This window comes from Stenotrophomonas sp. YJH_SMC_69, assembly GCF_059370495.1.
Window position 1 is genome coordinate 197878 of sequence record NZ_JCAFTS010000007.1, and the last position, 26329, is coordinate 224206.

The following is a 26329-nucleotide window of genomic DNA, read 5'->3' on the forward strand; positions in this document are numbered from 1 at the left end:
AAGATGAATGGGCGATCAGGGCGACATTATGCCGCCCTGAACGTCCATCGGCGATTCAGCCGCCCGAGCCCGGCAGCTTGCCGTACAGCACCTGGCCACGGAAGCCACGCCGCACTTCGCGATACAACGCGCGGAACGCGGTGTAGTCCTGCGGCTGGCACAGCGCCTCCGGGCCACGCACCGCGTTCTGCTGCAAGCGATGGCGCACGATCACGTCCTGCCCCTCGCGGCTCCAGTCCACGCGGTACTCGCCAGCGGCGTTGGTGAAACGCTGGTTGGCCGGGATGGCGATGATCGGCGCATTGGCCGGGAACTGCAGGCGATAGGTTTCCTCGCGCAGGCTGGCATTGCAGTAGAACGGCGTCTCGTTGGCCGGCGCAGAAGCGGTGGCGTACAGGCCACGCACCGACTCGCCGCCCGGCGGATCCGGCACGGCCATGCCGCCGGCCACGCTGAAGTCGGCGTAGTCCTCGGCCTGGAAGGCCATGCGATAGCCGAACGGCCGGGTCAGGTCGACCGGCACGCCCTGGATCTGCAGCTGCCCTCGCCCGTCGAAACCGGACGCGGCCATGATCTGCTCCTCGGCGCGCGCACGGTTCTGCGCGTTGAGCTGGGAGAACTGGGCGCGCATGCCGATCTCGGCGTTCTCGCCAAGCTTCGGAATGGTCTCGCCGCGCAGGTTGCCGTTGGAGTCGAAGGTGAAACGCACCTCCATCGAGGTGGCGTTGCGCTCTGGCGTGTTGGCCGGGGTGCGCGCCAACGAGGCGTCGCGGGTACGCATCACCGGTGCGCCGAGGTCGCCTTCCGGCAGCTGCCCGAAGCGGGCCCACGCGGTGGTCGAATCAAGGTACAGATCGAATTCCGGGATGTAGGTGATGGCGTGGTTGAAGCGGCCCAGCACCGGAATCTTCGGCAGCGTCGGGCCACCGCCGGCACCGATCAGCACCGGCGAGCTGGCGATGCCCTTGGCTGCCAGCAGTGCCTCAAGGATCGTCACATGGTCCTTGCAGTCACCATAGTGGTTGTCGAGGATGCTCTGCGCGCTGTTCGGCTCCAGGCCGCCATTGCCCAGGTACACCGCCACATAGCGGATGTTCTGCGCCACCCAGCGGTACAGCGCATCGGCCTGCTCGCGCCGGTCGCTGATGCCAGCGGTGATTTCATCAGCCAGCGCCTGCAGCGCCGGGGTCACGTCGGCCGCCGGGCCGGCCTTGAGTTGGTAGGCGCGTCCCATCTGCGACCAGTCACGATAGGTGCTGGCCATGATGTTCGGGCCGAACTCCCAGCCCGCCGCCGACCAGTTCTGTGCCGGCATGGCTTCGCGCCGCTGGTAGCGCCAGCGCCACTGCGCCTGGCCGTTCTTCACCGTCGGGCGATCGCTGCCCTGCACGCCGCGGCTGTCGACGAACATCGGCAGGTTGGCCGGCGCAGTCAGGGTGACCTCGGCGTCTTCGTACTCGGTGAAGACGTTGAAGGTCTCCCACAGGCCGAAATAGCCCGGGAAGTACGGCGTGGCCTGGGTGCGGCGCACCTGGTAGTACAGGCGCGTGCCCGGGGCCAGGTTCGGGAACACGATCACCCGCACCTTGCGGTCGGCATACATCGCCGCCGAGGCGCTGGAGTAACTCTCCTGGGTGTAGATGCGATCGGCCGGCACGTCGCGCCGCTGGCCATCGGCGGTGATGGTGTAGGCACCGAGCACTTCCAGCGTCTCCATCTTTTCGCTGTAGCTCAGCCGCACCTGGCTGAACTGCTCGACGGAAGCCTTGGTCTTGAGCAGGACTTCGTAGGTTTCGGTCTGCACATTGCCCGCATCCGGCCGCACCTGGTAGTCGGCGCGGTAACGGACAATGCTGAAATTATTGCTGGCTTCGGTATCGCCGCTGGTGGAAGGCGGCGCCGTGGCGGGCGCGGAGGTGGCGGTTTCTGCCAGTGCCGGGCCGGCAGCCAGGAAGGCTGCCAGCGCCAGCGCCAGCGCGCTTGGTACGGGGTGAAGCATGCGTCGGTTCCTTGGACGTCGTGGGGGATACGTCGGGCCTTACTTCGGCGGCGGCGGTGCCAGCACCGTGCGGTCGCCGTTGTGCTCGGGCGGGCTGACCACGCCGGCCGCTTCCATGGCCTCGATCAGTCGCGCTGCACGGTTGTAGCCGATCTTCAGCCGGCGCTGCACGCCGGAAATCGAGGCGCGGCGGGTCTCGGTGACCACCCGCAGCGCTTCGTCATACAGCGGGTCGGACTCGTCGCCGGCCGCACTGGTCTCGGGCAGGCCGGTGGCACCGACGACCACGCCGTCGCCCATCGTCTGCACCTCGTCCAACACCCCGTCGACATAGTCGGCCGGGCCCATCGCCTTGAGGTGCTCGACCACGCGATGCACTTCGTCATCGGACACGAACGCACCATGCACGCGCTCGGGCAGCGCGGTGCCCGGCGGCAGGTACAGCATGTCGCCGTGGCCCAGCAGGGTTTCCGCGCCGGACTGGTCGAGGATGGTGCGCGAGTCGATCTTGGAGCTGACCTGGAAGGCGATACGGGTCGGGATGTTGGCCTTGATCAGGCCCGTGATCACGTCCACCGACGGGCGCTGCGTGGCCAGGATCAGGTGGATGCCGGCCGCACGCGCCTTCTGTGCCAGGCGCGCGATCAGCTCTTCCACCTTCTTGCCGACGATCATCATCATGTCGGCGAATTCGTCGATGAAGATGACGATGAACGGCAGCGTCTCCAATGGACGCGGCGCCTCGCCCAGCTCCGGGTTCGGCTTGAACAGCGGGTCCATCAGCGGCTGGCCGGCATCCTGCGCTTCCTTCACCTTCTTGTTGAAGCCGGCCAGGTTGCGCACGCCCACCGCGCTCATCAGCTTGTAGCGGCGCTCCATCTCGGCCACGCACCAGCGCAGGCCGTTGGCAGCCTCCTTCATGTCGGTGACCACCGGCGCCAGCAGGTGCGGGATGCCCTGGTAGACGCTCAGCTCGAGCATCTTCGGGTCGATCATCAGCATCCGCAGGTCTTTCGGCGAGGCCTTGAACAGCAGGCTCAGCACCATCGCGTTGACCGCCACCGACTTGCCCGAACCGGTGGTACCGGCCACCAGCAGGTGCGGCATGCGCGCCAGATCGGCCACGGTCGAGCGCCCGGCAATGTCCTTGCCCAGCGCCAGGGTCAGCACGCTGGCCGACTTGTCGTATTCCTTCGAGCGCAACAGCTCGGACAGGTAGATCATCTCGCGGGTGACGTTGGGAATTTCCAGGCCGATCACCGACTTGCCCGGAATCACGTCGACCACGCGCACCGACTTCACCGACAGGCCGCGCGCGATGTCCTTGTCCAGCGAACTGATCTGGCTGACCTTGATGCCCGGCGCGGGCTCGATCTCGAAGCGGGTGATAACCGGGCCGGGGTTGGCGCCGACCACCTGGGCGTCGATGCGGAAATCCTTCAGCTTGAACTCGATCTGCCGTGACAGCGCGTCCAGGGTTTCCTTGTCGTAGCCCACCGGCTGCGGCTTGGGGTCGTCCAGCAGGGCCAACGGCGGCAGGTCCGAGCCGTCGCCGTTGACGCCACGGAACATCGGGATCTGCGTGTCGCGCTTGGCCCGATCACTCTTCTCGATCACCGGTTCCGGGCGCGGCTCGATCTTCACCGGCTCGCGCTTGGCGCGGACCTCGGCATCGGCCTTGCGCACCTCCTGGCGCTCCTCGCGCATCACCCGGGTCTGCTGCCACTCGGTGACTTCTTCCTTCTTGCGCGCCAGCAACGGTGCCAGCGACATCACGCCGCGGCCGATCTTTTCCATCACCGTGAACCAGGACAGCCCGGTGGCCAGGGTGATCGAGGCCAGCAGCAACACCAGCACGAACAGGTTCGCGCCCAGCGCACCGAAGCCCACCGTGAGCGAATTGCCAACCAGCTTGCCGAGAATGCCGCCGGCGCTGGAGACATCGCCGCTGAACAGGCGTACATGCAGGAAGCCGGTGCCGGCGATAAGGAATCCGACCAGGCCGACCAGGCGCAGCGCCGGGTCCAGGTCGTTCTCGCCCTTGCTCTCGCGCTTGAGGCCGAACATGGCAATCCACGACAGCGCACCGAGCACCACCGGCAGCAGGAAGGCGATGTAGCCGAACAACTGCAGCAGCACGTCGGCGATCCAGGCGCCCGCGCGACCACCGAGGTTGTGCACCGGCGCGACCACGCTGCCGGTGTGTGACCAGCCCGGATCCGTCGCTGAATAGGTGAAAAGACTCGCCGCCAGATAGAGCAGGGCCGGCGCGATCGCGATCAGGCCCAGGTCGCGCCAGAGGCGCTGGCGGCGTGGATTGTCGGTCGTCGCCGCCGCGGCCGTGCGACGTGACGCCTTGCTGTCGTCCGACTTGGAGCGTTCAGGGACCTGCTTCGCCACCTTAGACCATACCTTTGGAATGCGCTGTTAGTGATTGATAATAAATGAGACGGCGTCAGTTTTCAGTTATGCGACTTCTGACCGGGCCCGGACAGGGGTGAAACCACCGCTGGATGACGGCGTTCTGTTCATCGGCTTGAATCGCCCTGCCCCAGCCGCCACTCTATGACCAGCCACGGATGCTGCGCAAACATCGCCAGCGCCTTGTCCCATCTACCTTTTCGCGAGTCTACATGAGCACCAGCCTGCCCTCCCGCCACCAGCGCCTCGTCATCCTCGGTTCCGGACCGGCCGGCTGGACCGCCGCCGTCTACGCCGCCCGTGCCAACCTGAAGCCGGTCGTCATCACTGGCCTGCAGCAGGGCGGCCAGCTGATGACCACCACCGAGGTGGACAACTGGCCGGGTGACGCCCACGGCCTGATGGGCCCGGACCTGATGGCGCGCATGCAGGCCCACGCCGAGCGCTTCGAGACCGAGGTCATCTTCGACCACATCCACACCGCCGACCTGTCGCAGCGCCCGTTCAAGCTGATCGGCGACAGCCACGAGTACACCTGCGACGCGCTGATCATCGCCACCGGCGCCACCGCCAAGTACCTGGGCATCCCGACCGAAGACGAGTTCAAGGGCCGCGGCGTGTCCGCCTGTGCCACCTGTGACGGCTTCTTCTACCGCGACCAGGACGTGGTCGTGGTCGGCGGCGGCAACACCGCCGTGGAAGAGGCCCTGTACCTGTCCAACATCGCCCGCAAGGTCTACCTGGTCCACCGCCGCGACACCCTGAAGGCGGAGAAGATCATGCAGGACAAGCTGTTCAGGAAGGTGGCCGAAGGCAAGATCGAGACCGTCTGGCACCACCAGGTGGAGGAAGTGCTGGGCAACGACGCCGGCGTGACCGGCGTGCGCGTGAAGTCCACCCTGGACGGCGGCACCCGCGACATCGATGCCCACGGCTTCTTCGTGGCCATCGGCCACCACCCGAACACCACCCTGTTCGACGGCCAGCTGGCGATGAACAACGGCTACCTGGAAATCCGTTCGGGCCTGGGCGGCAACGCTACCCAGACCTCGGTGGAAGGCGTGTTCGCCGCCGGCGACGTGGCCGACCAGCACTACCGCCAGGCGATCACCTCGGCCGGCTTCGGCTGCATGGCCGCTCTGGACGCCGAGCGCTATCTGGACGCGCAGGGCAAGGCCAGCTGAAGCGCTGATTATGCTCTGTAGAGTCGAGCCATGCTCGACTCAGGAGAAAGGCCGACGCGAAAGCGTCGGCCTTTCTCGTTACATCCCTGCGGCAGCCGTATTCTCAGGCAAGCCATTTCGATCAGGGCCGGCCGCATCGGGAACACAACGAACGGTGTGAGGCACGGGCTGCGACTTGACCCCATCCGCATCCAACACATGCGTCTCCCAGCCGAGCGTCCCCACGCTGTCGCGACCGCAGCTGAGTTGCATCCTGCTGGGCTGGTCAGGCGAATCGATGACCACCGTCCGTCCGCTGCAGTTCCACCCTGATGGGCACAGCGTATTGCGGGTGATCAGGCTGATCGGGAATTGCGGATGGCCCGCAAACGCCACGTCCACCTCGCGCGAGTCGCCGGATGGAACGTCGACATCTGCGATCGGCTGCCCGGACAGCGGCTCACACGTCTTTCCTGTTGCCCACAGGCGATAGCCCTTCTCCCCCCCTTTCATCGACGCCGAGCGGAAGACGGGGTCCTGCAAGGCGGCCACATCGTCAGGATTGGAGTGGTAGGCGGTTTCGATGATCACCGAGGGCATCTTCCCGATGCGGTTCTCGCCGTGCCTGGCCGAGGTCGAACTCTCGCGAATCGGGAAATCCCGATAGCCCGGTTGCGCTCGGATGATTTCACGCATCCCACAGAGAATGCTATCCGCCAGCGCCTTGTCCTGCGGTTTGTCCTGATGATAGTAGACCTCGGTTCCACGCAGGCTGGCTGAATCGCTGCCATTGGTGTGCAGGCTCAGCATCACATCCACACCCAGATGGTTTGCGTAGTTGGGGCGAGCCCGTATGTCCTCTTCCTTTTCGCGAGCAGACTCTGGGCTGTTCGGAAACTCATTCCACATGTCGGTGCGTTCGGGGAAAAGCGCCTTGAGGTGGTAGCGGGATGACATGTGCTCCCATGGCTTCCCGGACTCCGGATGGAGTTCCGTGGAGCGGCTGCGTGCCCGGTGCACTGTCAAACCGCTACGTTGTTCGATCAATCCTTGCAGTTCGTCACCAAACAGTGGACTCAGCGTGTCTTCCTGGATGCCGAGAGGCGCTGGGCGCTGGAACTTCCATTCTCCGCTGGGATGCAAGCTGATGTAGCCATGGCTTGCTGACACCAAAGCTGATGTATGCGTCGACTTCTCTTTCGTCTTCGGCGGAACGGCCAGATCCTCGGGGTAGTATTCCTCAAGGGTTTTTCCGTCAAACAGGAAGTCAATATCATTCACATCCAGTCCCGACTTCTCGGCGTAGTACCTCAACGTAGACGCCATCGGAATCAGGAAGAGCTCGTCGTAACCGCGATCCGGGCCGGGAAGGTATCCAGGCCCAAAGCTGATCACCATCGATCTTGCCTTCACATCCAGACGGATGCTGACGCTGATTTGTCGCACCTCACCCCTCTCCTGCAAATGACGCGTCAGCTGGTTCGCAGCTTCACGCTCCAACAGCGCAACCACCTCCGCGTAGGCACCTGGATCCTCAAGCACTTTTGCCGGCTGATCTCCAGAAGCCAACACGGGTGGCACAAAGATCAGGCCGCACGCGACCGCGGCAGTTGCAAGCTTCAATCCCTTCATCGTTGATTTCTCCATGTGGTGGGATGCGCGCCGCTCGTGCAGCGCCCCGCCACCCTGCCGAGCCGTGCGCCGGTGATTCCGCACCAAGCGCACACGGATGGACAATTCAAACTTTCCTCACCCCCAACCGGAACAAACCAACCCAGCTCCGCCAGCACCGTTCGCGATCCACCTGGCCTATCCTTGCCAACCATGCTCTCCACCCGCTTCCTCGACTCCCTGCAGTCCATTCCCGCCACCGACTGGGACACCCTGCACGACGGCCAGAATCCGTTCGTCAGCCACGCCTTCCTCTCAGGCCTGGAACAGCACGGCTGCCTGCGCGAGGACTGGGGCTGGCAGCCCCGGCACTTCACGCTGTGGGAGGGCGAGCGCCTGATCGGCGCAATTCCGGGCTACCTGAAGACCAACTCCCACGGTGAATTCGTGTTTGACCATGCCTGGGCCAACGCCTATGCCCGCCATGGCCGCGACTACTACCCGAAGTGGCTGGGCGCGGTACCGTACTCGCCGGTCACCGGGCCGCGCCTGCTGGCCCGTCACGATTCAGATCGCGCCACGTTGCTGTCGGTGTTGCGTGATGCGCTGCCGGCACTGGAGGTGTCATCGGCCCATATCAACTTCCACACCCCAGCAGACGAAGCGCTGTTCGGCGAGGACTGGCTGCTGCGTGAGGATGTGCAGTTCCAGTGGCAGAACCCCGGCGAGTGGGCAACGTTCGAGCAGTTCCTCGCCGCGATGGACCACAAGCACCGCAAGAACATCCGCCAGGAACGGGCCAAGGTCACCCGCCAGGGCATCACCTTCCGCGTGGTGCACGGCGACGAGGCCAGTCGCGCCGACCTGCAGGCGATGTACCGCTTCTACCTGCAGACCTTCCTTGAGTACGGCAATGCCCCGGCGCTGACGGAGCCCTTCCTGCGCCATCTGGCCATTTCATTGGGACGCGGGCTGGTACTGTTCCTGGCCGAGCAGGAAGGCCAGCCGATTGCCGGCGCGCTCTGCCTGCGCGGCGGTGACACGCTGTACGGCCGCTACTGGGGCGGCGCCACCCTGCCCGGCCTGCACTTCGAAGCCTGTTACTACCAGGGCATCGAGTACTGCCTGCGCGAAGGCCTGAGCCGTTTCGAACCCGGCGCACAGGGCGAGCACAAGCTGGCGCGCGGCTTCCTGCCTACACTGGTGCGCAGCCGGCACTGGGTGGCTGATGCGGAGTTCGCCGAGGCGTTGCAGGAGTGGTGCCGGCAGGAGCGGCGGGATGTGCGGCGCTACCAACAGGAGCTGCTGGGGCACAGCCCATTTCGCGCGGACGGGTGACCCGCCAACCAAGGTTGGCATCTACCGCGGCATTCGCGCGGGGCCGCGACGAATACAATGCCGGCATGACCCGCCAGCTGCCCTGGCGCCTGGCCGACGCGCCGGACGCCCCCTTCCCGCCGGCCGAGACCGCCCTGCGCCAGCCCGACGGCCTGCTCGCCGTGGGCGGCGACCTGCACCCGGCGCGCCTGCTCAACGCGTATGCGGGCGGCATCTTTCCATGGTTCAGCGAGGGCGAGCCGATCCTGTGGTGGTCGCCCGACCCGCGCATGGTGTTCCGTACCGATGGCGTGCATCTGTCCAGCCGCTTCCGGCGCCAGTTGCGCGGCAGCACATGGGAGGTCACCGCCGACACCGCCTTCAGCCGGGTGATGCGCGCCTGTGCGGCGGCACCGCGGCCCGGCCAGGACGGCACCTGGATCAGCCCCGACATGGTCGAGGCCTACAGCCAGCTGCATGACCTCGGCTTTGCCCACTCCTTCGAGGTCTGGGACCGGCAGACGCTGGTCGGCGGCATCTACGGGGTGGCGATCGGGACGATGTTCTTCGGCGAGAGCATGTTCAGTGGCGCCAGCGGCGGCTCCAAGATCGCCCTGGCCGCGCTGGCATCCACGCTTCACGGCTGGGGCTGGGCGCTGATCGATGCCCAGGTGGAGAATCCGCACCTGCTGCGGATGGGCGCCGAGCACCTGCCGCGCGCGGCGTTCCTGCAGCACGTCCGCCACGCGGTGCGCCATGACGGCCGTGAAGGCCCGTGGACGCAGGCGGTCGGACGCTTGCCGGCACAGCGTTTGGCCGGGGGTTAACACAAACTTTGCAAGCTGGGCCGGTCACGCGTAAAATACTGCGCCTTAGGCCCAGCGTGGCCGTTTTCTGAACCGCACAGGACTACATGTCGAAAGACGATTCCATCGAGTTCGAGGGCACCGTCAGCGAGACGCTGCCGAACACCACTTTCCGCGTTCGCCTGGAAAATGGGCACGAAATCATCGCCCACATTTCCGGCCGCATGCGCAAGAACTACATCCGCATCCTCACCGGTGACCGGGTCAAGGTTGAAATGACCCCGTACGACCTGACCAAGGGTCGTATCACCTACCGCATGAAGTAAGCGGTCGGCGCGTTGCGCCACTTCGACAAGGCCAGCCCTGGTTGCTGGCCTTTTGTCATGGGTGCAATCCGGCCCTGCCGGAGGTCATCGTGACCGAACGCACCGTGGCGTCGGTCAGCCCTGCTTGCGGCAGATTCGCATCTTCATCCGTGGCGGCATCGTGGGACCCGATCCAGTCCGGATCGCCACTCCCCTGCCCCGCCATGAACATGCTCACGTTGACCGCCCTGCTCGTCGCCGTTGCCGCGTCCGCCAGCGCATCGCCTGTGCGCGCCGCCGAGCCCCCTTCCACGGCCAGTGACTGCATCCAGCTGGGCAGCGACCAGCAGATCGTGCGCGCCGGCGTTTCGCGAAACATCCTGCTGCGCAATGGCCAGGACCACTATGTCGTGCACTTCCAGAACGACTGCTCCACTGCCGGCTACTCGCGGAAACTGAGCTTCATCACCGAAGGCCAGCAGAGCCTGCTGTGCAGCGCCGGCCGCAGCCAGCTGCGCACCGATGCCGACCACTGCCGGGTGGCGCAGATCGAACCGATCGACGAAGCCACCTTCCAGAAGAAGGCCCGCCAGCGCGGCCGTTGATGGCGCATATGACAAGGGCGGCCGAAGCCGCCCTTGTCATTTCAGGTCCGCCGGGCCAGGCCCGGCGTCAGCTCACTCCACCGTGACCGGCAGCAGGCGCTCCGGCTCGGCCTGGGTCTCTACGACCAGCTCGTCGTCGCGGACATCGATGTTCACCTTGCCGCCGTTGACCAGCTTGCCGAACAGCAGCTCGTCGGCCAGAGGACGCTTGATCTTGTCCTGGATCACGCGGGCCATCGGGCGCGCACCCATCAGCGGGTCGAAGCCGTGGTGGGCCAGCCAGTCGCGCGCGGTCGGCGTGGCCGACAGGCTGACGTGCTTGTCCTGCAGCAGCATCTCCAGCTCGATCAGGAACTTGTCGACCACGCGCAGGATGTGCTCGAAGCCCAGCGCCTGGAACTGCACCACCGCATCGAGGCGGTTGCGGAATTCCGGGGTGAAGCTGCGGCGGATGGTCTCCATCGCGTCGGTGGCATGGTCCTGCTTGGTGAAGCCGATCGAGCGCCGCGAGGCCTGCGCCGCGCCGGCATTGGTGGTCATCACCAGCACCACGTTCTTGAAGTTGGCCTCACGCCCGTTGGTATCGGTCAGCACGCCGCGGTCCATCACCTGCAACAGGATGTTGAAGATATCCGGGTGCGCCTTTTCGATTTCGTCCAGCAGCAGCACGCAGTGCGGCGTCTTGACGATCTTTTCGGTCAGCAGGCCGCCCTGGTCGAAGCCGACATAGCCCGGAGGGGCACCGATCAGGCGGCTGATCGAATGCGGCTCCATGTACTCGGACATGTCGAAGCGGACCAGCTCGATGCCCAGCTGCAGCGCCAGCTGCTTGGTCACCTCGGTCTTGCCGACACCGGTCGGGCCGGCGAACAGGAAGTTGCCGATCGGCTTTTCCGGATTGCCCAGGCCCGAGCGGGCCAGCTTGATCGCCGAGGACAGCGTCTCGATGGCCGGGTCCTGACCGAAGATCACCATCTTCAGGTTGCGCTCCAGGTGCTGCAGCACATCCTTGTCGGTGGCACTGACCTGCTTGGTCGGGATGCGCGCCATCTTGGCCACGATCGCCTCCACTTCCTCGACGTCGATCAGCTCCTTGCGCTGGCCTTCCGGCAGCAGCCGCTGGCGGGCACCGGCCTCGTCGATCACGTCGATGGCCTTGTCCGGAAGCAGGCGGTCGCCGATGTGCTTCACCGACAGATCCACCGCCGCCTGCAGCGCTTCGTCCGAATAGGTCACGCCGTGGTGCAGCTCGTACTTGGACTTCAGGCCCTGCAGGATCTCGTAGGTCTCGCCCACGGTCGGCTCGACGATGTCGATCTTCTGGAAGCGGCGGGCCAGCGCCCGGTCCTTCTCGAAGATGCCGCGGTACTCCTGGAAGGTGGTCGAGCCGATGCAGCGCAGCTCGCCGGAGGCCAGCGCCGGCTTGATCAGGTTGGACGCATCCATGGTGCCACCCGAGGCCGAACCGGCACCGATGATGGTATGGATCTCGTCGATGAACAGCACCGCATTGGGGACCTTCTTCAGTGCGGTCAGCACGCTCTTCAGGCGCTTCTCGAAGTCGCCGCGGTACTTGGTGCCGGCCACCAGCGCGCCCAGGTCGAGCGAGTAGATCACCGCGTCGGCCAGCACGTCGGGCACCGAGCCCTCGACGATGCGGCGGGCCAGGCCCTCGGCAATCGCGGTCTTGCCCACGCCGGCCTCGCCCACGTACAGCGGGTTGTTCTTGCGGCGGCGACACAGGACCTGGATGGTGCGCTCGATCTCGTCGGCACGGCCGACCAGCGGATCGATGCGGCCGGACCGCGCCTGTTCGTTGAGGTTGCTGGCGAACTCGGTCAGGGCATCACCCTTCGGCTCGCCCTCCCCGCCTTCGATGCGGCCTTCGCCCTCGGAGGAGGAGGACGGCTGCTCTCCTTCCTCGCCCAGCTTGGCGATGCCGTGGGACAGGTAATTGACCACGTCCAGCCGGGTCACGTCCTGCTGGTTGAGGTAATAGACGGCATGGGAGTCCTTTTCGCCGAAGATGGCGACCAGCACGTTGGCGCCGGTGACCTCCTTCTTGCCCGAGGACTGCACGTGGTACACGGCCCGCTGCAGCACGCGCTGGAAGCCCAGGGTCGGCTGGGTATCACGGCCGTCATCTTCGGCCAGGCGGGACACGGAAGCCTCGATGGCCTGCTCCAGCTCCTGGCGCAGGCGTTCGGCGTCGGCACCACAGGCCTTCAGTACGGCCTGGGCGGACGGGTTGTCGAGCAGTGCCAACAGCAGGTGTTCGACCGTCATGAATTCATGCCGGGCCTCACGGGCGCGCTTGTAGCACTGGCCGATGGTGTGTTCGAGGTCTTTGCTGAACATGGATTACTCCGGCGGCAGATGGGGACAATATGCGGCCTGACTACGCGATTTCCATCACCCTAGCGGATTGCTGCGTTCAGATGGCGTTAGCAGTGCAGATCGCTTGATCTTCATTCACTCCAGGACAGCCCACCCAGCATGATCGAACCCTACCTGAGCCGCTGGCGATTGCGGCGTGATGGCGCGGCCATCGAGACGCCCCACGCCCAGCTCTGGCCGGTGCTGACCGCCGACGGCGAACCGGCGATGCTGAAGGTCAGCAGCGAAACCGAGGAGCAGAACGGCCATCGCCTGCTGCGCTGGTGGGACGGCGATGGTGCCGCCCGCCTGCTGGCCCACGAGGGGCCGGCGATCCTGATCGAGCGTGCAGACGGCGATTCGCTGCGGCAACGTTCGATCGAGGGCGACGATGATGCCTGTACCACGATCCTGTGCCAGGTCCTGCGGCAGCTGCACCGGCCACGGAGCGCGCCGCCAGCGGAACTGGTCTGCCTGCGTACATGGTTCGCCGACCTGCTGCAGCCAAGGGCCGCGCTGCCGCCACTGCTGGAACAGTGCAGATCACTGGCGGAGCGGGTGTTGCGGGAAGAACACGAGATCCGGCCGCTGCACGGCGACCTGCACCACGACAACGTGCTGGATTTCGGCGCGCGTGGCTGGCTGGCGATCGACCCGAAGCGGCTGCTGGGCGACCGCGCGTTCGACTACACGACAATGTTCAGCAACCCGGACCTCTGTGGCCCGGGCATCCATGTGGCCACCCGGCCCGAGCGGTTTGCCGCCCGGCTGGAACAGGTCAGCGCGCTGGCTGGGCTGGAACGGGCGCGCCTGCTGCGCTGGATCGCGGCCAGCGCGGGGCTGTCAGCGGTGTGGTTCCGGGGCGACGGCGACCCCGCCGAGGTCGACGAGGCAGTGGCACGCATGGCGCTGGAGGCGTTGGCGGAGGCGTGACCTCCGCGCGTGGTGGGCGCACTCCATCCGGGACATTGCGCCGGGACGAAAAGCAGCCGAGCATGGGCTCGGCTCTACAGGTTTCTGCCTTGGTAGGTGCCCACCTTGGTGGGCACGCCGTGTCCGGAGTCGATGTACCCGGACGAGGATCGGCAGCCGGTCAGGCCTTTTCCATCGTGCACAGCAGCGGGTGCTGGTTCATCCGCGAATACTCGTTGACCTGGGCAACCTTGGTCTCGGCGACCTCGCGGGTGAACACGCCGCAGACCCCGCGGCCGCGGGTATGGACGTGCAGCATCACCTGCGTGGCCTTGTCCAGGTCCATGCTGAAGAACTGCTGCAGTACATCCACCACGAAATCCATCGGGGTGTAGTCGTCGTTGAGCAGCATCACCTGGTAGAACGGCGGCGGCGCCACTTCCGGGCGCGCGGGCTCCACGGCAACGCCGTGCTCGTGATGGGAATCGGGGGAGGACTCATGGGGCATCCATCCATTATAGAGGTTGCACCGCGCCTGCGTCGGCCCGCCGCAGATTGGACGGCACGCACGCCCAACGTCACAATTGCAGCTTCTTTCAACACTGCTTCACAGGATCTTCATGAAAAGGACCCTTCTGCCCGCCCTGCTGATCACCCTGGCCGCTGCCGGTGCTGCCACCGCCGCGCCCCAGGCCGACAAGTCCGTGGCCCGCCACCTGGACAAGCTGGGTTACACCTACGAGGTCGACGAGGATGGCGACTACCGCATGGTCTTCGACGTCGAGGGTGACCGCACCCAGATGGTCTACGTGCGCTCGGCGGTGGAAGACTTCGGCAGCCACAACATCCGCGAGATCTGGTCGCCGGCCTACAGCGCCAAGACCAAGCAGTTCCCGGTGGCCGTGGCCAACCGCCTGCTGGAAGATTCGCAGGACGCCAAGATGGGCGGCTGGGTAAAGCAGGACACCACTGCCATGTTCGTGGTGAAGATCGACGCCGATGCCACCGCCGACCAGCTCAGCGACGCCATCGATGCGGCCATCCGCACCGCCGACGCGATGGAGCTGGAACTGACCAAGAAGGACGAGTTCTGAGTTGAACGCCACGCCGGACCCGCGCTGGGCACCGCACGCCACCGTTGCCACCGTGGTGATCGACGGCGGCCGCGTGCTGCTGGTCGAGGAGACCATTGACGGCCGCCAGGTGCTGAACCAGCCGGCGGGCCACCTCGAGCCGGGCGAAAGCCTGGCCGAGGCCGCCCTGCGCGAGACCCGCGAGGAAACCGGCTGGACGGTGCAGCTGACCCACTTCATTGGCTGCTACCAGTGGACTGCCGGCGACGGCACGGCCTTCCTGCGCTTCTGCTACGCGGCGCGCCCGGTTTCGCACGATCCGGCGCAGCCGCTGGACACCGGCGTCGACCGCGCGCTGTGGCTGACCCCGGCCGAGCTGCAGGCCGCCGGCGAGCGCCAGCGCAGCCCGCTGGTGTGGCAGGTGGTGGCGGATTACCTGGGTGGCCAGCGCCACCCGCTTTCGCTGGTCCGGGAGGTCGCATGAGCACTCCGCGTGTGATGGTGGGCGTCTCCGGCGGCGTCGATTCCTCGGTCGCCGCCTGGCGCCTGGTACAGCAGGGCGAGGCCGTGGCCGGCCTGTTCATGCAGAACTGGGCCGACGATGGCAGCGGTGATTGCCGTGCCGAGGATGACCGTCGCGACGCGGTGGCCGTGTGCGGCCTGCTGGGCATCCCGTTCCACTTCCGGGACTTCTCCAGCGAGTACTGGCAGGGCGTGTTCGAGCACTTCCTGGCCGAGTACGCGGCCGGCCGCACCCCGAACCCGGACGTGCTGTGCAACCGTGAAGTGAAGTTCAAGCATTTCCTGGACGCCGCCCGCGAGCTGGGCGCCGAGCGCATCGCCACCGGCCATTACGCACGGGTGGCCCAGCGCGGCCACCAGTGGCTGCTGCTGCGCGGCGCCGATCGATCCAAGGACCAGAGCTACTTCCTGCATCAACTGGGCCAGGAACAGCTGGCAGCCACCCTGTTCCCGATCGGCGACCTGGAAAAGAGCGACCTGCGCCGGATCGCGCGCGACGTCGGCCTGCCGACCCACGCCAAGAAGGACTCCACCGGCATCTGTTTCATCGGCGAGCGCGACTTCCGCGAATTCCTCGGCCGCTACCTGCCGGCCAAGCCCGGCCAGATCCTCGACCCGGCCGACGGCAGCGTGATTGCCGAACACCCGGGCGTGTTCTATTTCACCCTGGGCCAGCGCGAGGGTCTGAACATCGGCGGCGTGCGTGGCCGCCCGGCCGCGCCGTGGTACGTGGTTGGCAAGGATGTGGCCAGCAACGTGCTGTACGTGGACCAGGACCGCGACAGCAAGTGGATGCTGTCCGACCGCCTGCGTTCGGAAACCGCGCACTGGATCGCCGGCTCACCGCCGGCACGGCGCTTCGAATGCACCGCCCAGACCCGCTACCGCCAGCCCGACGAGCCGTGTACGGTCCAGGTGCTGGACGATGGCAGCGTGCTGGTCACCTTTGCGCGCCCGCAGCGTGCCGTTACCCCCGGTCAATCGCTGGTGCTGTATGACGGTGATGTGTGCCTGGGCGGCGCGGTGATCGCCGCCACCGATGCGCCGCTGGAACAACGCCTGCGCACCACCCCCTCCCCTTTTGAGGTAATCGCTGCATGAGTTTCACTGTCGACGACCGCGTCCTGGCCTTGGCCGGCATTGCCCAGGCCCTGCAGCAGGTGCGCCGCATCGCCGATACCGGCCATTCCGACGCCGCCGCCGTGCGCACCGCCGTGGACAGCGTGTTCCGCGTCGATGCGTCCTCGCCGCAGGCGGTGTTCGGTGACCGTCATGCACTGAAGTCCGGCCTGCGCCTGCTGCACAACTACTTCCGCAGCCAGGGCCAGGACCCGATCCTGCCCAAGCTGGCCCTGTCGGTGCTGCAGCTGGAGCGCCGCTTCGTGCAGGATGGGGCGACCGTGAACAAGGTCGCCTCGGGCATCGAGCGCGCCCAGCGCCAGGCCACCGAACTGGGCGACAGTGGCCACCCGGACGTACTGGCCAACCTGGGCGGCCTGTATGCCGACACCATCAGCCACCTGAAACCGCGGGTGATGGTGCAGGGCAACCCGCACTACCTGGGCCAGGCCGGCGTGGTGGCGGAGATCCGTGCCCTGCTGCTGGCCGCGGTGCGTTCGGCGGTGTTGTGGCGCCAGCTGGGCGGCAGCTACTGGGACTTCCTGTTCAGCCGCAAGGCGATGATCGAGGCCGTGGACCGCCTGCTGGCCTGAGGGTGTGGGGTCAGAGCCCTTTTCCATGGAAAAGGGATCCGACCCCGTTGCGCCTGCCCAAGGGGTCGGATCCCTTTCCGGCACGGAAAGGGCTCTGACCCCGAGGCCGCCAAGGTGCCGGAAAACCGGCGCATTCAGAATGCACTTCGAGGCACATCGACGTTAAAGAGAAAGGGGGTACGGCCGATACATCCTCCGTGCACCTCCCGAGAACGTCCATGTACTCACGCATTTTCATCCGTCTGGCCGCCCCCCTGGCTCTGACCCTGCTGCTCCCCTTCGCCATCGGTTTCGAATGGCCGGCCGCCCTGCGCTGGGCGATCCTGACCACGATGACGCTGAGCTGGCTCGGCTTTGCGTGGTGGACCACCCGCGCACAGGCACATCGTTCCCCCGAGCACGCCCGTGTCCTGCGCGAACAGGACCAGCTGCTGACCGAGCTGCGCAACTTCGTCGGCAACGAGATCGACGGTTCGCGTGGCGAAGTGGAACGCGCCCGTGACCTGATCCGCCAGGCCGTCTCCAGCCTGGGCGGCAGCTTCGATGCCATGAACCGCAAGTCGCGCCAGCAGAGCCAGGCCCTGTCGCGCATCGTCGACCGCGCCGGTGATGAAGGCAATGCCGGCCTCGACGTCGCCCGTTTCGCCCAGCACGCCAGCCATCGCATGGAACAGCTGGTGGAAGCGCTGGAACAGGTGAGCGGCCAGAGCAGCACCACCGTGCAGCACATCGACCAGATGGCGCAGCACCTGGATGGCATCTTCGCGCTGCTGGAAGACGTCAAGTCGATCGCCGACCAGACCAACCTTCTGGCGCTGAACGCGGCCATCGAAGCGGCGCGCGCCGGTGAAGCCGGTCGTGGCTTCGCCGTGGTCGCCGACGAAGTGCGCAACCTGTCCGAGCGCTCGACCACCTTCAACGAGCAGATCCGCAAGCTGGCGCACAGCTCCAAGGACGCCATCGCCAAGGTGCGCGAGACGGTTTCGCACATGGCCTCGCGCGATATGGACCGCTCCCGCGAAGCCCGCCAGGAAGCAGCAGCGATGCTCGACAACGTCGCGCAGATCAACGCCTCGCTGGGCGACGGCATGCGCGAAGTGTCCGAGTGCGCCCGTGCGATCGATGGCAGCGTGGCCGAAGCCGTGCGTGCCCTGCAGTTCGAAGACATCGCCACCCAGGCGCTGGGCGGTGTGCACACCCACCTGGACCGCCTGACCGCGATCAACCGCGAAGCGGTGGCCCTGCAGGAACTGCTGCACCGCAATGGCGGCGTGTTCGACGAAGAGATCGCCAGCGCCCTGCAGCGCACCGGCAATCGCCTGCGCGAGCTGCGCAGCGAATGGGAACGCCCGCCGCACAAGCCCGTCGCCCAGCAGAGCATGGGCGCCGGCACCGTCGAGCTGTTCTGATCCTGATGTCCGCTGCCCTCGCCGGCAGCCCGCAAGGCCCCGGTTCGTCCGGGGCCTTTGCCTGTAACCTGCCATTGGATGCATCCTGTACGCGCACCATGACCCTGATCCGCGCCCTGCCCGCCCTCACCGACACCGAGCGCCCGCGCAACGCGAGCGTGCGTGAGCAGCTGCAGCGGCTGGAAGACGTGGCCCGCGAGGAACTGCTCGAACTGCAGCAGCTGGCCGATGCGCGCCCCGCCCCCTCCCGAGCCGACGATGAACTGCTGGGCATGGCATGGAACCTGGGCCTGGATGGCGAAGCCCTGAAGTAGATCCACGTCCTGCGTGGATGGGCCGTCCCGCATGGCATGATCCACCGGTCCCGTTCATGGAAGACCGATGGCCATCGCCCTGATCGCAGTGCTCCTCATCGAAGCCGTCCTTCTGATGGCCTGGGTGGCCGGCTATTTCAGCTGGGGCATCACCCTGTTCAACGAACGCATCGCGGCGTCACCGGCCATGCAGGCCCGGCTCTCGCTGGGCAGCCTGGAACGTGACCTGCTGCAGGACAGATGGCTGCAACTGGCCTTCCATGCGCTGCCCGATGGCAGCATGGCGTTCCGCGAGAGCTTCGCACCGAGCTTCGGCCTGCGCTACTTCCCGGTGATGCGTGGACGCATCGTTCTCAACGCGCGACGGCACGAGGTGCGGGTGATCGGCCTGTGCAGCTGGTTCGTGGCAATCCTGTCGCTGCTGCTGTTGCCACTGGTGGCGATGCGCCCGATGGTGGCACCGATGCTGCTGGTGCTGCCGCTGTTCCTGGCCAGCTATCTGGTCCAGAAGCGGCGCTATGCGGCCATCGTCGAGGCCCTGCGCATGCAGCTGAAGGCGGAGTTTCCCAGGTAGTTCCACGCCATGCGTGGATGATCGCGAGCGCCAGGGCATCCGTGCCGACCAACGGTCGGCACCCACCAGAGCTGGGCGCACCAGAGTCAGGCCACACCGCGCCGGCATCCGCCAGCGCAGACCCTCAGCGCACCAGCACCGCTTCGCCGCTGGCGTCGGTGCGCATTGGCGCCGGGCGCTGCTGGCGCAGCCACTGCGCCAGATCACGCGGGCTGAGCGGGCGCGAGTACAGGTAGCCCTGGATCTCGTCGCAGCCCTGGCGGCGCAGCATGTCTTCTTCCTGGTGGGTTTCCACGCCTTCGGCCACCACCTTCATGCCCAGCGCGTGGCCCAGGTGGACGATGGCCTGGGTGACTTCGGCCGTGCCCGAATCATGCAGCATGCCCTGCACGAAACTGCGGTCGATCTTCAGGCGCCCCACCGGGAAGCGATTGAGGTAATTGAGGTTGGAGAAGCCGGTGCCGAAGTCATCCACCGCCAGCGGCACGCCGTGCCGTTCCAGCACGTCGAAGCAATGGCGCAGGATGTCGGTATCACGGATCAGCGCCGACTCGGTCAGCTCCAGTTCCAGCCGTTGCGGCGGCCAGCCATGGGCATGGCAGATCTCGATCACGCGCTCGGCGAAGCCGCGATCACGCAGCTGCACCGCCGACACGTTGACCGCGATGCGATCAAAGTGCAGTCCGGCACGGTCCCAGGCGGTCGCCTGGCGGCAGGCCTCGTTCAGCACCCAGTCGCCGATGCGCACGATCTCGCCGCACTTTTCGGCAATGGGAATGAACTCGGCCGGGCTGCAGTAGCCGATGCCGGGGCGGTGCCAGCGCAACAGTGCCTCGATCGCCGGTGGCTCGCCGTGGTGGGCGTGCAGCAGCGGCTGGTAGGCCAGGCTGAACTCGTCGCGCTCGATCGCCCCATGCAGGGCATGCTCGACGTCCAGCCGGCGCTGGATGCGGGCCAGGGCGTCCTGGCTGTAGTACTGGTAGGTGTTGCGCCCGGCTTCCTTGGCCGCATACATCGCGGCGTCGGCCGCGCGCAGCAGTGAGTCGAAATCGGTCTGCGCATCGCCCAGCATCGCGATGCCGACGCTGGCGCCGACTTTCAACGTGGTCTCGCCACGGCGCAGCGGCTCAGCCAGCGAGGCAATCAGCTTGCGGGCGACATGACCGGCATCTTCCGGCTCGGCCAGGTCGCGCAGCACCACGATGAACTCATCGCCACTGAAGCGGCCGAACAGGTCGTTGTTGCGCAGGTTCTGGTGCAGGCGGGTGGCTGCGGCCTTCAGCAGCGCATCGCCGGTGGCGTGGCCGAAGCTGTCGTTGATGGTCTTGAAGCCGTCCAGGTCGATGAACAGCATGGCCAGCGAGGTTCCGCGGTCGCGTGCTTCCTCGATGGCTTCGGCGGTCTGTTCGCCGAGCAGTACGCGATTGGGCAGGCCGGTCAGCAGGTCGTAGTGGGCCAGCAGTTCGATGCGTTCGTTGGCTTCGCGCTCGCGGGTGATGTCACGGAACAGGACAACGAACCGCGGCGGCAGGCCGTCACGGCGGTCCAGTTCGATCAGCACCTGCACCCAGACGCGCAGGCCGGACTGGCGGTAGAAGCACAGGTCCAGCTGCTCGGGCAGGCCGCCGTTGGCGATACGGGCGAGCGCCGCCTCGAACGCGTTGCGCGAGTCCTCCGTGTACAGCGCCAGCGCCTGGTCGAGGGTGATCGGTTCCTTGCGCAGGCCATGGATGCGGTAGCACTCCTCGGTCCATTGCATGCTGCGGGTCTGCACTTCGATCTCGCAGCCGCCGATGCGGCCCAGCGCGGAGACCCGGTTCAGCAGTTCGGTGCGCCAGCGGATCAACGCATCGGTCTGGTGCTGTTCGGTGATGTTCTGTACCTGGCCGAGCAGGCGCTTGGGTTGCCCGTCCATGTCCAGCAGCGGCTGCATCCATAGCCGCAGGTGCTGCGAAGGCTCATGGCCGCGGGTCAGCTCCAGCTCGAGGTTGGCAGCGCGGCCATCGCGCCACAACCGCCGCCATGCCGCGCGCAGCGCGCCGCGGGAGCGTGGATGCAGCTGCTTCAGCCAGCGCCGCTGGCCCGGAACGGCGCCCTGCTCCAGTGCCAGAAGCGAACGCAGTTCCGGCGACCACCAGAAATGCCCGCTGTTGGGATCAAACGACCAGCTGCCCATGCTGGCGATGCGCTGGGCCTCGCTCAGGTGCAGCTGCTGTTCCTGCAGCAGCGATTCGAGCTGCTTCTGCTGCTCGATATCGGTATGCGTGCCGACCATGCGCAGGGGCTGGCCATCGGCGGTGCGAGCGACCACGCGGCCGCGATCGAGCACCCAACGCCACTGGCCATCGGCCTGGCGGAAACGGAACTGTGCGCTGTACTGCTCGCTGTGCCCGCGCAGGTGCTCGTCGAGCGCGGCGCGCACCTGGGCGATGTCCTCGCCGTGCACGCGAGACAGCAATTCAGTGGCGGTCTCGTCGCCCAGCGCCGGCGTGCGCGCCACCCGGTCACTGGGGATATCCCAGTCCCACAGGCTGTGGCCGGCGCTGTCCAGTGCCAGCTCCCAGCGCCCGCCCGCATCGACCGGCACCGGCTCGGGAATGCTCAGGGTGAACGCCAGCAGGTTGCCGGCACCGTCGTGCACCGCACGCAGGTGCCCGTCGTAGTGCCCCCGCGGGCCGCCCGGCAGCGTGCAGGCGACGATGCCACCATCGGCGGCCATCAGGCGCAGATCTTCCAGCATCGGCGCATAGGCCGCCACGGTGGCCGGCAGGCCATGCTCGCGCGCGGCCGGATTGGCCGCCAGCGGGCGCCCGGCACGGTCGACGATGACCAGCGCCGACGCAAGCGGGTGCTGCAGCAGGCTGGCGATGATCCCTTGGTCCACGCGATCTTGCTCCGGATGACACGCCCGTCAGCGGGGCACGCAGTGGTTAACGGCGCCTGCGGCGGATAATTGAGTGGTCACGGCACGCTGCGGGGTAAGATGACCGGCGCCCCTGTCACCCGCCCCGTCCATGCCCGCAGAACCGACCGGCAACGCCCCAGTTCCCGACCCGCGGATGGCGCAGGCGCTGAGCCGTGACCGGCGCCGGGTGGTGCTGAGCTACCTGGTGATGGCGCTGGCCTGGATGATCTCCACCGACAGCGTGGTGCAGGCGCTGGTGCCCGATCCGCAGCAGGCGGCCCTGTGGCAGGGCCTGAAGGGCTCGTTCTTCGCGCTGGCCAGCGCGGGCCTGCTCTATCTGCTGCTGCGCCCGCTGGCCGAACACGTGCTGCATACCCATGCGCGCCAGCAGGCCTCCGAGCTGCGCCTGCGGCAGATGTTCGAGGGCAACCCCGGGCCGATCCTCGTCTACGACCTGGACACGCTGGCGATCCTCGATGCCAACCCCGCCGCCTGCAGCGCCTTCGGCTGGGACCGCGACGAGCTGCTGGAACAGACCATCGACGCCTTGTGGCCGCCGGGCCAGGACCAGGCCCTGCAGACCAAGCTGGAGGCGATCCGCGAGGCGCCCGAGGAGCTGTGCATCCTGCGCGCTCAGCTGCAGCTGCGCGATGGCGCGCTGCGGCAGATGGAGCTGCGCTCCAACGCCATCAGCTACGACGGCCACAACGCCCGCCTGCTGATCGCCATCGACCGCACCGCCGAGGATCTGGCCCAGCTGCGCCGCGACCAGGCATTGGCCCGGGTGGAGGAAGCCCATGAGCTGGCGCGCATCGGCGCCTGGGAACTGGACCCGTCCACCGGGCTGGGCCGCTATTCCAACCAGGTCTATCGCCTGCTCGGCCGCCGCCCGCCCGAGGCCCGGCGCTGGCACCGCTTCGATGAGCTGCTGGTGCCGGCCGACCCGGCCACCGCCACCCAGACCGAACAGCTGCTGGCCGAACTGTGCTCCGGCGAGCCGGTACAGGTGGACGTGCTGCTGCCGCTGCTGTCGATGGACGGCCGTGCATTGATGGTGCACCTGCGGGCGGCCAGCGGTATCGACGAAGCCGGCCGCAGCCGCGTGCTGGGCACGCTGCAGGACGTGACCGAGCGCGAGCAGTCGCGGCGCCTGCTGCGCGAGCGCGAGGAACAGTTCCGCGAGCTGGTGCGGGTACTGCCCGACGGCGTGGTGATCCTCTCCGACGAGCACGTGCTGTACGCCAACGCCTGGGCCGCCGGCCTGTTCGGCTACGGCAGCCACACCCTGCTGGGCGAGCCGCTGTCGGCACTGGTCGCTGCCGCCGACCTGCCACGGGTGCGCAGCCAGCTGCGCGCCGGCCAGCCACACCTGGGGCCGGGCCACAGCAGCGTGGTGGCCATGCAGCGTGCGGACGGCCGCAGCTTCCATGCCGGCCTGGCGGTGGGCGAAGTGCGCTACGGCGGTCGTGACTGCAAGCTGCTGATCGTACGCGACCTGAGCGATTCCGAACGCACCCGCAGGGCGCTGGAAACCAGCAATCGCGAGCTGCAGGCGATGGCCGGGCGGCTGTTCTCGCTGCAGGAGGACGAGCGTCGCGCGATCTCGCGCGACCTGCACGATGACATCGGCCAGGCCATTACCGCGATCAAGCTGTCGGCGCATGCGGCGCAGGATGAGGACGATCCGAAGCGTCGTGGCGAGGACCTGGCGCAGATCGTCAGCCTGGCCGACACCACCGTGGCCAAGCTGCGCGACATCTCCACCCTGCTGCGCCCGCCGCAGCTGGATGCACTGGGCCTGGAGGCGGCGCTGAGCTGGCAGGCGCGGGTGCTGTTCCGCTCTTCGCCGGTGGAGCTGCTGGCCGAGATCGAGCCGCTGCCGCACCGCCCCGACAACAGCATCGAACAGGCCTGCTTCCGCATCGCACAGGAAAGCCTGACCAATGCGCTGCGCCATGCGCGCGCCAGCCAGGTCCTGCTGCAGCTGCGCGACGTCAGCCAGCGTGGCCTGCACCTGCAGATCCGCGATGATGGTGAAGGCTTCGATCCGGACGGCCCGCGCGGCCTCGGCCTGATCGTGATGCGCGAGCGCGCGCAGAGCGTCGGTGGCCACGTGCGGATCGAATCCGCGCATGGCGAGGGCACCCTGATCGACGTCCACCTCCCCTACCAGGCGACCAGCATGGCCGCCGTCGATTCACCGGAATACTGAGCCTATGTGGAATCCCAACCTGCCCCCGGTCAGCATCGATGATGCCCCCGACCGCCTTGGCGCCGGCAACCCCGAGCTGCAGGCGATGGTTGCCGAGGCGGCCTCCGGCGGCATTGCGCTGATGCTGATGCACGTGGACATCGACCACTTCGCATCGGTCAACGAGAACATGAGTGCCGAAGTGGGCGATCAGGCGCTGGTACTGGTGGCGCAGCGCCTGCAGTCCTACCTGCGCGGGCGTGGCAAGCTGTGGCGGCATGGCAGCGACGAGTTCCTGATCGCGGTGCCCCGCACCGCGGACCTGCCGCTGCCGGAGGACTTCGCTGAAGAGATCCGCCAGCAGATGGAACTGCCGCTGTCGGTGCTTCCATACACGCTGTTCATGACCGGCAAGCTGGGCGTGAGCCTGTGCCCGGAACATGCCAGCAGCGCCTCGCGCCTGCTCGACCATGCCGAAGATGCGCTGTACCAGGCCGCCCGCGAAGGCGGCAATGCCGTGCGCATCCATGCCGTGGATACCCCGCCGAGCGCGCACAGCGAGAGCATCATCGCGCGCCAGATCGTCGATGCCATTCCCAATGGCGAGCTGAAGCTGCGTTACCAGCCGCTGGTGAGCGCCCGCGACGGCCACGTGGTCGGCATGGAAGCGCTGCTGCGCTGGCAGTCGCCGACCCTGGGCATGCTGGTGCCGGAGCGCTTCATGCGCACCGCCGAGCGCCTGGGCATCATCGTGCAGATCGGCACCTGGGTGCTGGAAGGCGCATTGAAGCAGGCGCGGTTGTGGCGCGACCAGGGCTTTGATGACTTCACCATCGCGGTGAACGTGTCCACCCTGCAGCTGCTGCGGCCGAACTTCTTCGCCGAGGTGATGTCCCTGCTGCAGGCCGCGGGCGTGCCGGCGCACATGCTGACGCTGGAGATCAACGAGAGCGCGCTGACCAACAACGTCAATTTCGTCCATGAAACGCTGGCCAACCTGCGCAACGAAGGCATCAGCCTGAGCCTGGACAACTTCGGCACCGGCGATTCCAGCCTCAGCGCGCTGGTGCGCTACCCGGTGGACAAGCTGAAGATCGACCGCAGCTTCATCAAGAGCGCACCGGCTGGCAATCGCGAAGCAGCCATTGCCCGCGCGATCATTGCCATGGGCCACCAGCTGGGCATGACCGTGATTGCCAACGGCGTGGAATCGCAGGCCCAACTGGGCTTCCTGCGCCGCAACGACTGCGATGTGTTCCAGGGCTACCTGTTCGGCGAGCCGATGTCGGCCGATGCCGCCGGCATGACCCTGCGCCGGCGCTACCTGCGCCCGGAAGCCTTCGCCGAAACGCGCCCGGACCGCACGTTGCTGCTGCTGGATGACGAGGAGAACGTGCTGCGCTCGCTGGTGCGCCTGTTCCGCCGCGACGGCTACCGCATCCTGGCCGCTGGCAACGTGCGTGACGCCTTTGATCTGCTGGCGATCAACGACGTGCAGGTGATCCTGTCCGACCAGCGCATGAGCGATATGAGCGGCACCGAGTTCCTGGGCCGGGTGAAGATGCTGTACCCGGATACGATCCGCCTGGTGCTGTCGGGCTACACCGATCTGAACACGGTGACCGATGCGATCAACCGCGGCGCGATCTATCGCTTCCTGACCAAGCCATGGAACGACGACGAGCTGCGCAAGCACATCCACCAGGCGTTCCGCACGTACGAAGAACAGCGCCGTAGCAATGCCGGCCCGGCACCGGTGGAAACCGGGGATGGTGGCGAGGATCGGCCGCTGCGGTGACGATCGGGTAGAGCCGGCCGCTGGCCGGCTGCCTTGGGTGCCCGGCTTCAATGAGGTTGCCGGCCAGCCGCCGGCACTACCGTCGATCGGCCCCGGTAGAGCCGGCCGCTGGCCGGCTGCTCTGGGTGTCCGGTTCCAATGAGGTTGCCGGCCAGCGGCCGGCACTACCATCGATGGGCCCCGGTAGAGCCGGCCGCTGGCCGGCTGCTCTGGGTGGCCGGGTTCAATGAAGCTGCCGGCCAGCGGCCGGCACTACCATCGATCGGCCCCGGTAGAGCCGGCCGCTGGCCGGCTGCTCTGGGTGGCCGGGTTCAAT

Annotated in this window: 21 protein-coding genes; 15 read left to right on the forward strand and 6 right to left on the reverse strand. The window is 66.9% G+C overall.

Annotated elements, in window-relative coordinates; all coding sequences use genetic code 11:
* Positions 1 to 55: 55 nt before the first annotated feature.
* Both AC5P8F_RS14170 and AC5P8F_RS14175 read right to left on the reverse strand, forming a co-directional pair.
* The gene (locus tag AC5P8F_RS14170; RefSeq protein ID WP_197574273.1) at positions 56 to 1999 is read right to left on the reverse strand and encodes a DUF3857 domain-containing protein; all 1944 of its coding nucleotides are present in this window, start codon (positions 1997 to 1999) and stop codon (positions 56 to 58) included.
* A gap of 39 nt (positions 2000 to 2038) precedes the next feature.
* Entirely contained in the window at positions 2039 to 4399 is a 2361-nt protein-coding gene (locus tag AC5P8F_RS14175) for a DNA translocase FtsK (protein WP_032961873.1), read from the reverse strand.
* Between the two features lie 233 nt (positions 4400 to 4632).
* On the opposite strand from AC5P8F_RS14175, the gene trxB reads away from it, so the two are divergent.
* The gene (trxB, locus tag AC5P8F_RS14180; protein ID WP_014647087.1) at positions 4633 to 5604 is read left to right on the forward strand and encodes a thioredoxin-disulfide reductase; all 972 of its coding nucleotides are present in this window, start codon (positions 4633 to 4635) and stop codon (positions 5602 to 5604) included.
* A 78-nt stretch (positions 5605 to 5682) separates the two neighbouring features.
* Here trxB and AC5P8F_RS14185 read toward each other — a convergent pair whose 3' ends face one another.
* Entirely contained in the window at positions 5683 to 7215 is a 1533-nt protein-coding gene (locus AC5P8F_RS14185) for an N-acetylmuramoyl-L-alanine amidase family protein (RefSeq protein ID WP_495228417.1), read from the reverse strand.
* Between the two features lie 192 nt (positions 7216 to 7407).
* Between AC5P8F_RS14185 and AC5P8F_RS14190 the strand changes: the two genes are divergently transcribed.
* From AC5P8F_RS14190 to AC5P8F_RS14205, 4 genes are all read left to right on the forward strand, one after another.
* Positions 7408 to 8532 carry a GNAT family N-acetyltransferase gene (locus AC5P8F_RS14190; protein WP_495228419.1) on the forward strand — a complete coding sequence of 375 codons (1125 nt, stop codon included), beginning with the start codon at positions 7408 to 7410 and terminating at the stop codon, positions 8530 to 8532.
* Between the two features lie 65 nt (positions 8533 to 8597).
* Positions 8598 to 9338 (forward strand): leucyl/phenylalanyl-tRNA--protein transferase, encoded by a 741-nt coding sequence (gene aat / locus AC5P8F_RS14195; RefSeq protein ID WP_014647084.1) that lies wholly within the window; start codon positions 8598 to 8600, stop codon positions 9336 to 9338.
* A gap of 86 nt (positions 9339 to 9424) precedes the next feature.
* Positions 9425 to 9643, forward strand: a complete 219-nt coding sequence (infA, locus tag AC5P8F_RS14200; protein ID WP_005409596.1) for a translation initiation factor IF-1 — start codon at positions 9425 to 9427, stop codon at positions 9641 to 9643.
* A 209-nt stretch (positions 9644 to 9852) separates the two neighbouring features.
* On the forward strand, positions 9853 to 10227 hold the full coding sequence (locus tag AC5P8F_RS14205) for a hypothetical protein (RefSeq protein WP_495228430.1): 375 nt from the start codon (positions 9853 to 9855) through the stop codon (positions 10225 to 10227).
* 72 nt (positions 10228 to 10299) lie between these two features.
* Here AC5P8F_RS14205 and clpA read toward each other — a convergent pair whose 3' ends face one another.
* A complete protein-coding gene (gene clpA, locus AC5P8F_RS14210) occupies positions 10300 to 12585 on the reverse strand; it encodes an ATP-dependent Clp protease ATP-binding subunit ClpA (RefSeq protein ID WP_032961881.1) in 2286 nt (761 codons plus the stop codon).
* A 138-nt stretch (positions 12586 to 12723) separates the two neighbouring features.
* Between clpA and AC5P8F_RS14215 the strand changes: the two genes are divergently transcribed.
* The gene (locus AC5P8F_RS14215; RefSeq protein ID WP_495228420.1) at positions 12724 to 13536 is read left to right on the forward strand and encodes an APH(6) family putative aminoglycoside O-phosphotransferase; all 813 of its coding nucleotides are present in this window, start codon (positions 12724 to 12726) and stop codon (positions 13534 to 13536) included.
* 160 nt (positions 13537 to 13696) lie between these two features.
* Here the strand turns inward: AC5P8F_RS14215 and clpS are convergent, their stop codons facing one another.
* On the reverse strand, positions 13697 to 14023 hold the full coding sequence (gene clpS / locus AC5P8F_RS14220; protein WP_006444529.1) for an ATP-dependent Clp protease adapter ClpS: 327 nt from the start codon (positions 14021 to 14023) through the stop codon (positions 13697 to 13699).
* 112 nt (positions 14024 to 14135) lie between these two features.
* Between clpS and AC5P8F_RS14225 the strand changes: the two genes are divergently transcribed.
* The 7 genes from AC5P8F_RS14225 to AC5P8F_RS14255 all read left to right on the forward strand — a co-directional run bounded on the left by AC5P8F_RS14225 (position 14136) and on the right by AC5P8F_RS14255 (position 19119).
* Positions 14136 to 14609, forward strand: a complete 474-nt coding sequence (locus tag AC5P8F_RS14225) for a hypothetical protein (protein ID WP_014647079.1) — start codon at positions 14136 to 14138, stop codon at positions 14607 to 14609.
* Between the two features lies 1 nt (position 14610).
* Positions 14611 to 15072: an NUDIX hydrolase gene (locus tag AC5P8F_RS14230; RefSeq protein WP_495228421.1), complete on the forward strand. Its 462-nt coding sequence runs from the start codon at positions 14611 to 14613 to the stop codon at positions 15070 to 15072.
* Positions 15069 to 16211 (forward strand): tRNA 2-thiouridine(34) synthase MnmA, encoded by a 1143-nt coding sequence (gene mnmA / locus AC5P8F_RS14235; protein WP_032961890.1) that lies wholly within the window; start codon positions 15069 to 15071, stop codon positions 16209 to 16211. Before AC5P8F_RS14230 ends, mnmA begins: the two co-directional genes overlap by 4 nt.
* Complete coding sequence (gene hflD / locus AC5P8F_RS14240) at positions 16208 to 16822, forward strand: high frequency lysogenization protein HflD (RefSeq protein ID WP_032961893.1); 615 nt, start codon at positions 16208 to 16210, stop codon at positions 16820 to 16822. Before mnmA ends, hflD begins: the two co-directional genes overlap by 4 nt.
* Positions 16823 to 17040: 218 nt before the next feature.
* Entirely contained in the window at positions 17041 to 18231 is a 1191-nt protein-coding gene (locus AC5P8F_RS14245) for a methyl-accepting chemotaxis protein (RefSeq protein ID WP_014647075.1), read from the forward strand.
* A 98-nt stretch (positions 18232 to 18329) separates the two neighbouring features.
* Entirely contained in the window at positions 18330 to 18545 is a 216-nt protein-coding gene (locus AC5P8F_RS14250; protein WP_495228422.1) for a hypothetical protein, read from the forward strand.
* Positions 18546 to 18612: 67 nt separating this feature from the next.
* Positions 18613 to 19119, forward strand: a complete 507-nt coding sequence (locus AC5P8F_RS14255; protein WP_495228424.1) for a hypothetical protein — start codon at positions 18613 to 18615, stop codon at positions 19117 to 19119.
* A 124-nt stretch (positions 19120 to 19243) separates the two neighbouring features.
* On the opposite strand, the gene AC5P8F_RS14260 is transcribed toward AC5P8F_RS14255, so the two are convergent.
* Positions 19244 to 22003, reverse strand: a complete 2760-nt coding sequence (locus tag AC5P8F_RS14260) for a bifunctional diguanylate cyclase/phosphodiesterase (protein ID WP_134808847.1) — start codon at positions 22001 to 22003, stop codon at positions 19244 to 19246.
* 130 nt (positions 22004 to 22133) lie between these two features.
* Between AC5P8F_RS14260 and AC5P8F_RS14265 the strand changes: the two genes are divergently transcribed.
* Entirely contained in the window at positions 22134 to 24236 is a 2103-nt protein-coding gene (locus tag AC5P8F_RS14265; RefSeq protein ID WP_032961901.1) for a sensor histidine kinase, read from the forward strand.
* Between the two features lie 4 nt (positions 24237 to 24240).
* Positions 24241 to 26013 (forward strand): EAL domain-containing protein, encoded by a 1773-nt coding sequence (locus AC5P8F_RS14270; protein WP_014647070.1) that lies wholly within the window; start codon positions 24241 to 24243, stop codon positions 26011 to 26013.
* The last annotated feature ends 316 nt before the right edge of the window (positions 26014 to 26329 follow it).

Bases quoted from the DNA above. Each gene is read 5' to 3' on its own strand.
- AC5P8F_RS14170 (WP_197574273.1), bottom strand. From the start codon at position 1,999: ATGCTTCACCCCGTACCAAGCGCGCTGGCGCTGGCGCTGGCAGCCTTC.
- trxB (WP_014647087.1), top strand. From the start codon at position 4,633: ATGAGCACCAGCCTGCCCTCCCGCCACCAGCGCCTCGTCATCCTCGGT.
- AC5P8F_RS14185 (WP_495228417.1), bottom strand. From the start codon at position 7,215: ATGAAGGGATTGAAGCTTGCAACTGCCGCGGTCGCGTGCGGCCTGATC.
- AC5P8F_RS14190 (WP_495228419.1), top strand. From the start codon at position 7,408: ATGCTCTCCACCCGCTTCCTCGACTCCCTGCAGTCCATTCCCGCCACC.
- aat (WP_014647084.1), top strand. From the start codon at position 8,598: ATGACCCGCCAGCTGCCCTGGCGCCTGGCCGACGCGCCGGACGCCCCC.
- infA (WP_005409596.1), top strand. From the start codon at position 9,425: ATGTCGAAAGACGATTCCATCGAGTTCGAGGGCACCGTCAGCGAGACG.
- AC5P8F_RS14205 (WP_495228430.1), top strand. From the start codon at position 9,853: ATGCTCACGTTGACCGCCCTGCTCGTCGCCGTTGCCGCGTCCGCCAGC.
- clpA (WP_032961881.1), bottom strand. From the start codon at position 12,585: ATGTTCAGCAAAGACCTCGAACACACCATCGGCCAGTGCTACAAGCGC.
- AC5P8F_RS14215 (WP_495228420.1), top strand. From the start codon at position 12,724: ATGATCGAACCCTACCTGAGCCGCTGGCGATTGCGGCGTGATGGCGCG.
- clpS (WP_006444529.1), bottom strand. From the start codon at position 14,023: ATGCCCCATGAGTCCTCCCCCGATTCCCATCACGAGCACGGCGTTGCC.
- AC5P8F_RS14225 (WP_014647079.1), top strand. From the start codon at position 14,136: ATGAAAAGGACCCTTCTGCCCGCCCTGCTGATCACCCTGGCCGCTGCC.
- mnmA (WP_032961890.1), top strand. From the start codon at position 15,069: ATGAGCACTCCGCGTGTGATGGTGGGCGTCTCCGGCGGCGTCGATTCC.
- hflD (WP_032961893.1), top strand. From the start codon at position 16,208: ATGAGTTTCACTGTCGACGACCGCGTCCTGGCCTTGGCCGGCATTGCC.
- AC5P8F_RS14245 (WP_014647075.1), top strand. From the start codon at position 17,041: ATGTACTCACGCATTTTCATCCGTCTGGCCGCCCCCCTGGCTCTGACC.
- AC5P8F_RS14250 (WP_495228422.1), top strand. From the start codon at position 18,330: ATGACCCTGATCCGCGCCCTGCCCGCCCTCACCGACACCGAGCGCCCG.
- AC5P8F_RS14255 (WP_495228424.1), top strand. From the start codon at position 18,613: ATGGCCATCGCCCTGATCGCAGTGCTCCTCATCGAAGCCGTCCTTCTG.
- AC5P8F_RS14265 (WP_032961901.1), top strand. From the start codon at position 22,134: ATGCCCGCAGAACCGACCGGCAACGCCCCAGTTCCCGACCCGCGGATG.
- AC5P8F_RS14270 (WP_014647070.1), top strand. From the start codon at position 24,241: ATGTGGAATCCCAACCTGCCCCCGGTCAGCATCGATGATGCCCCCGAC.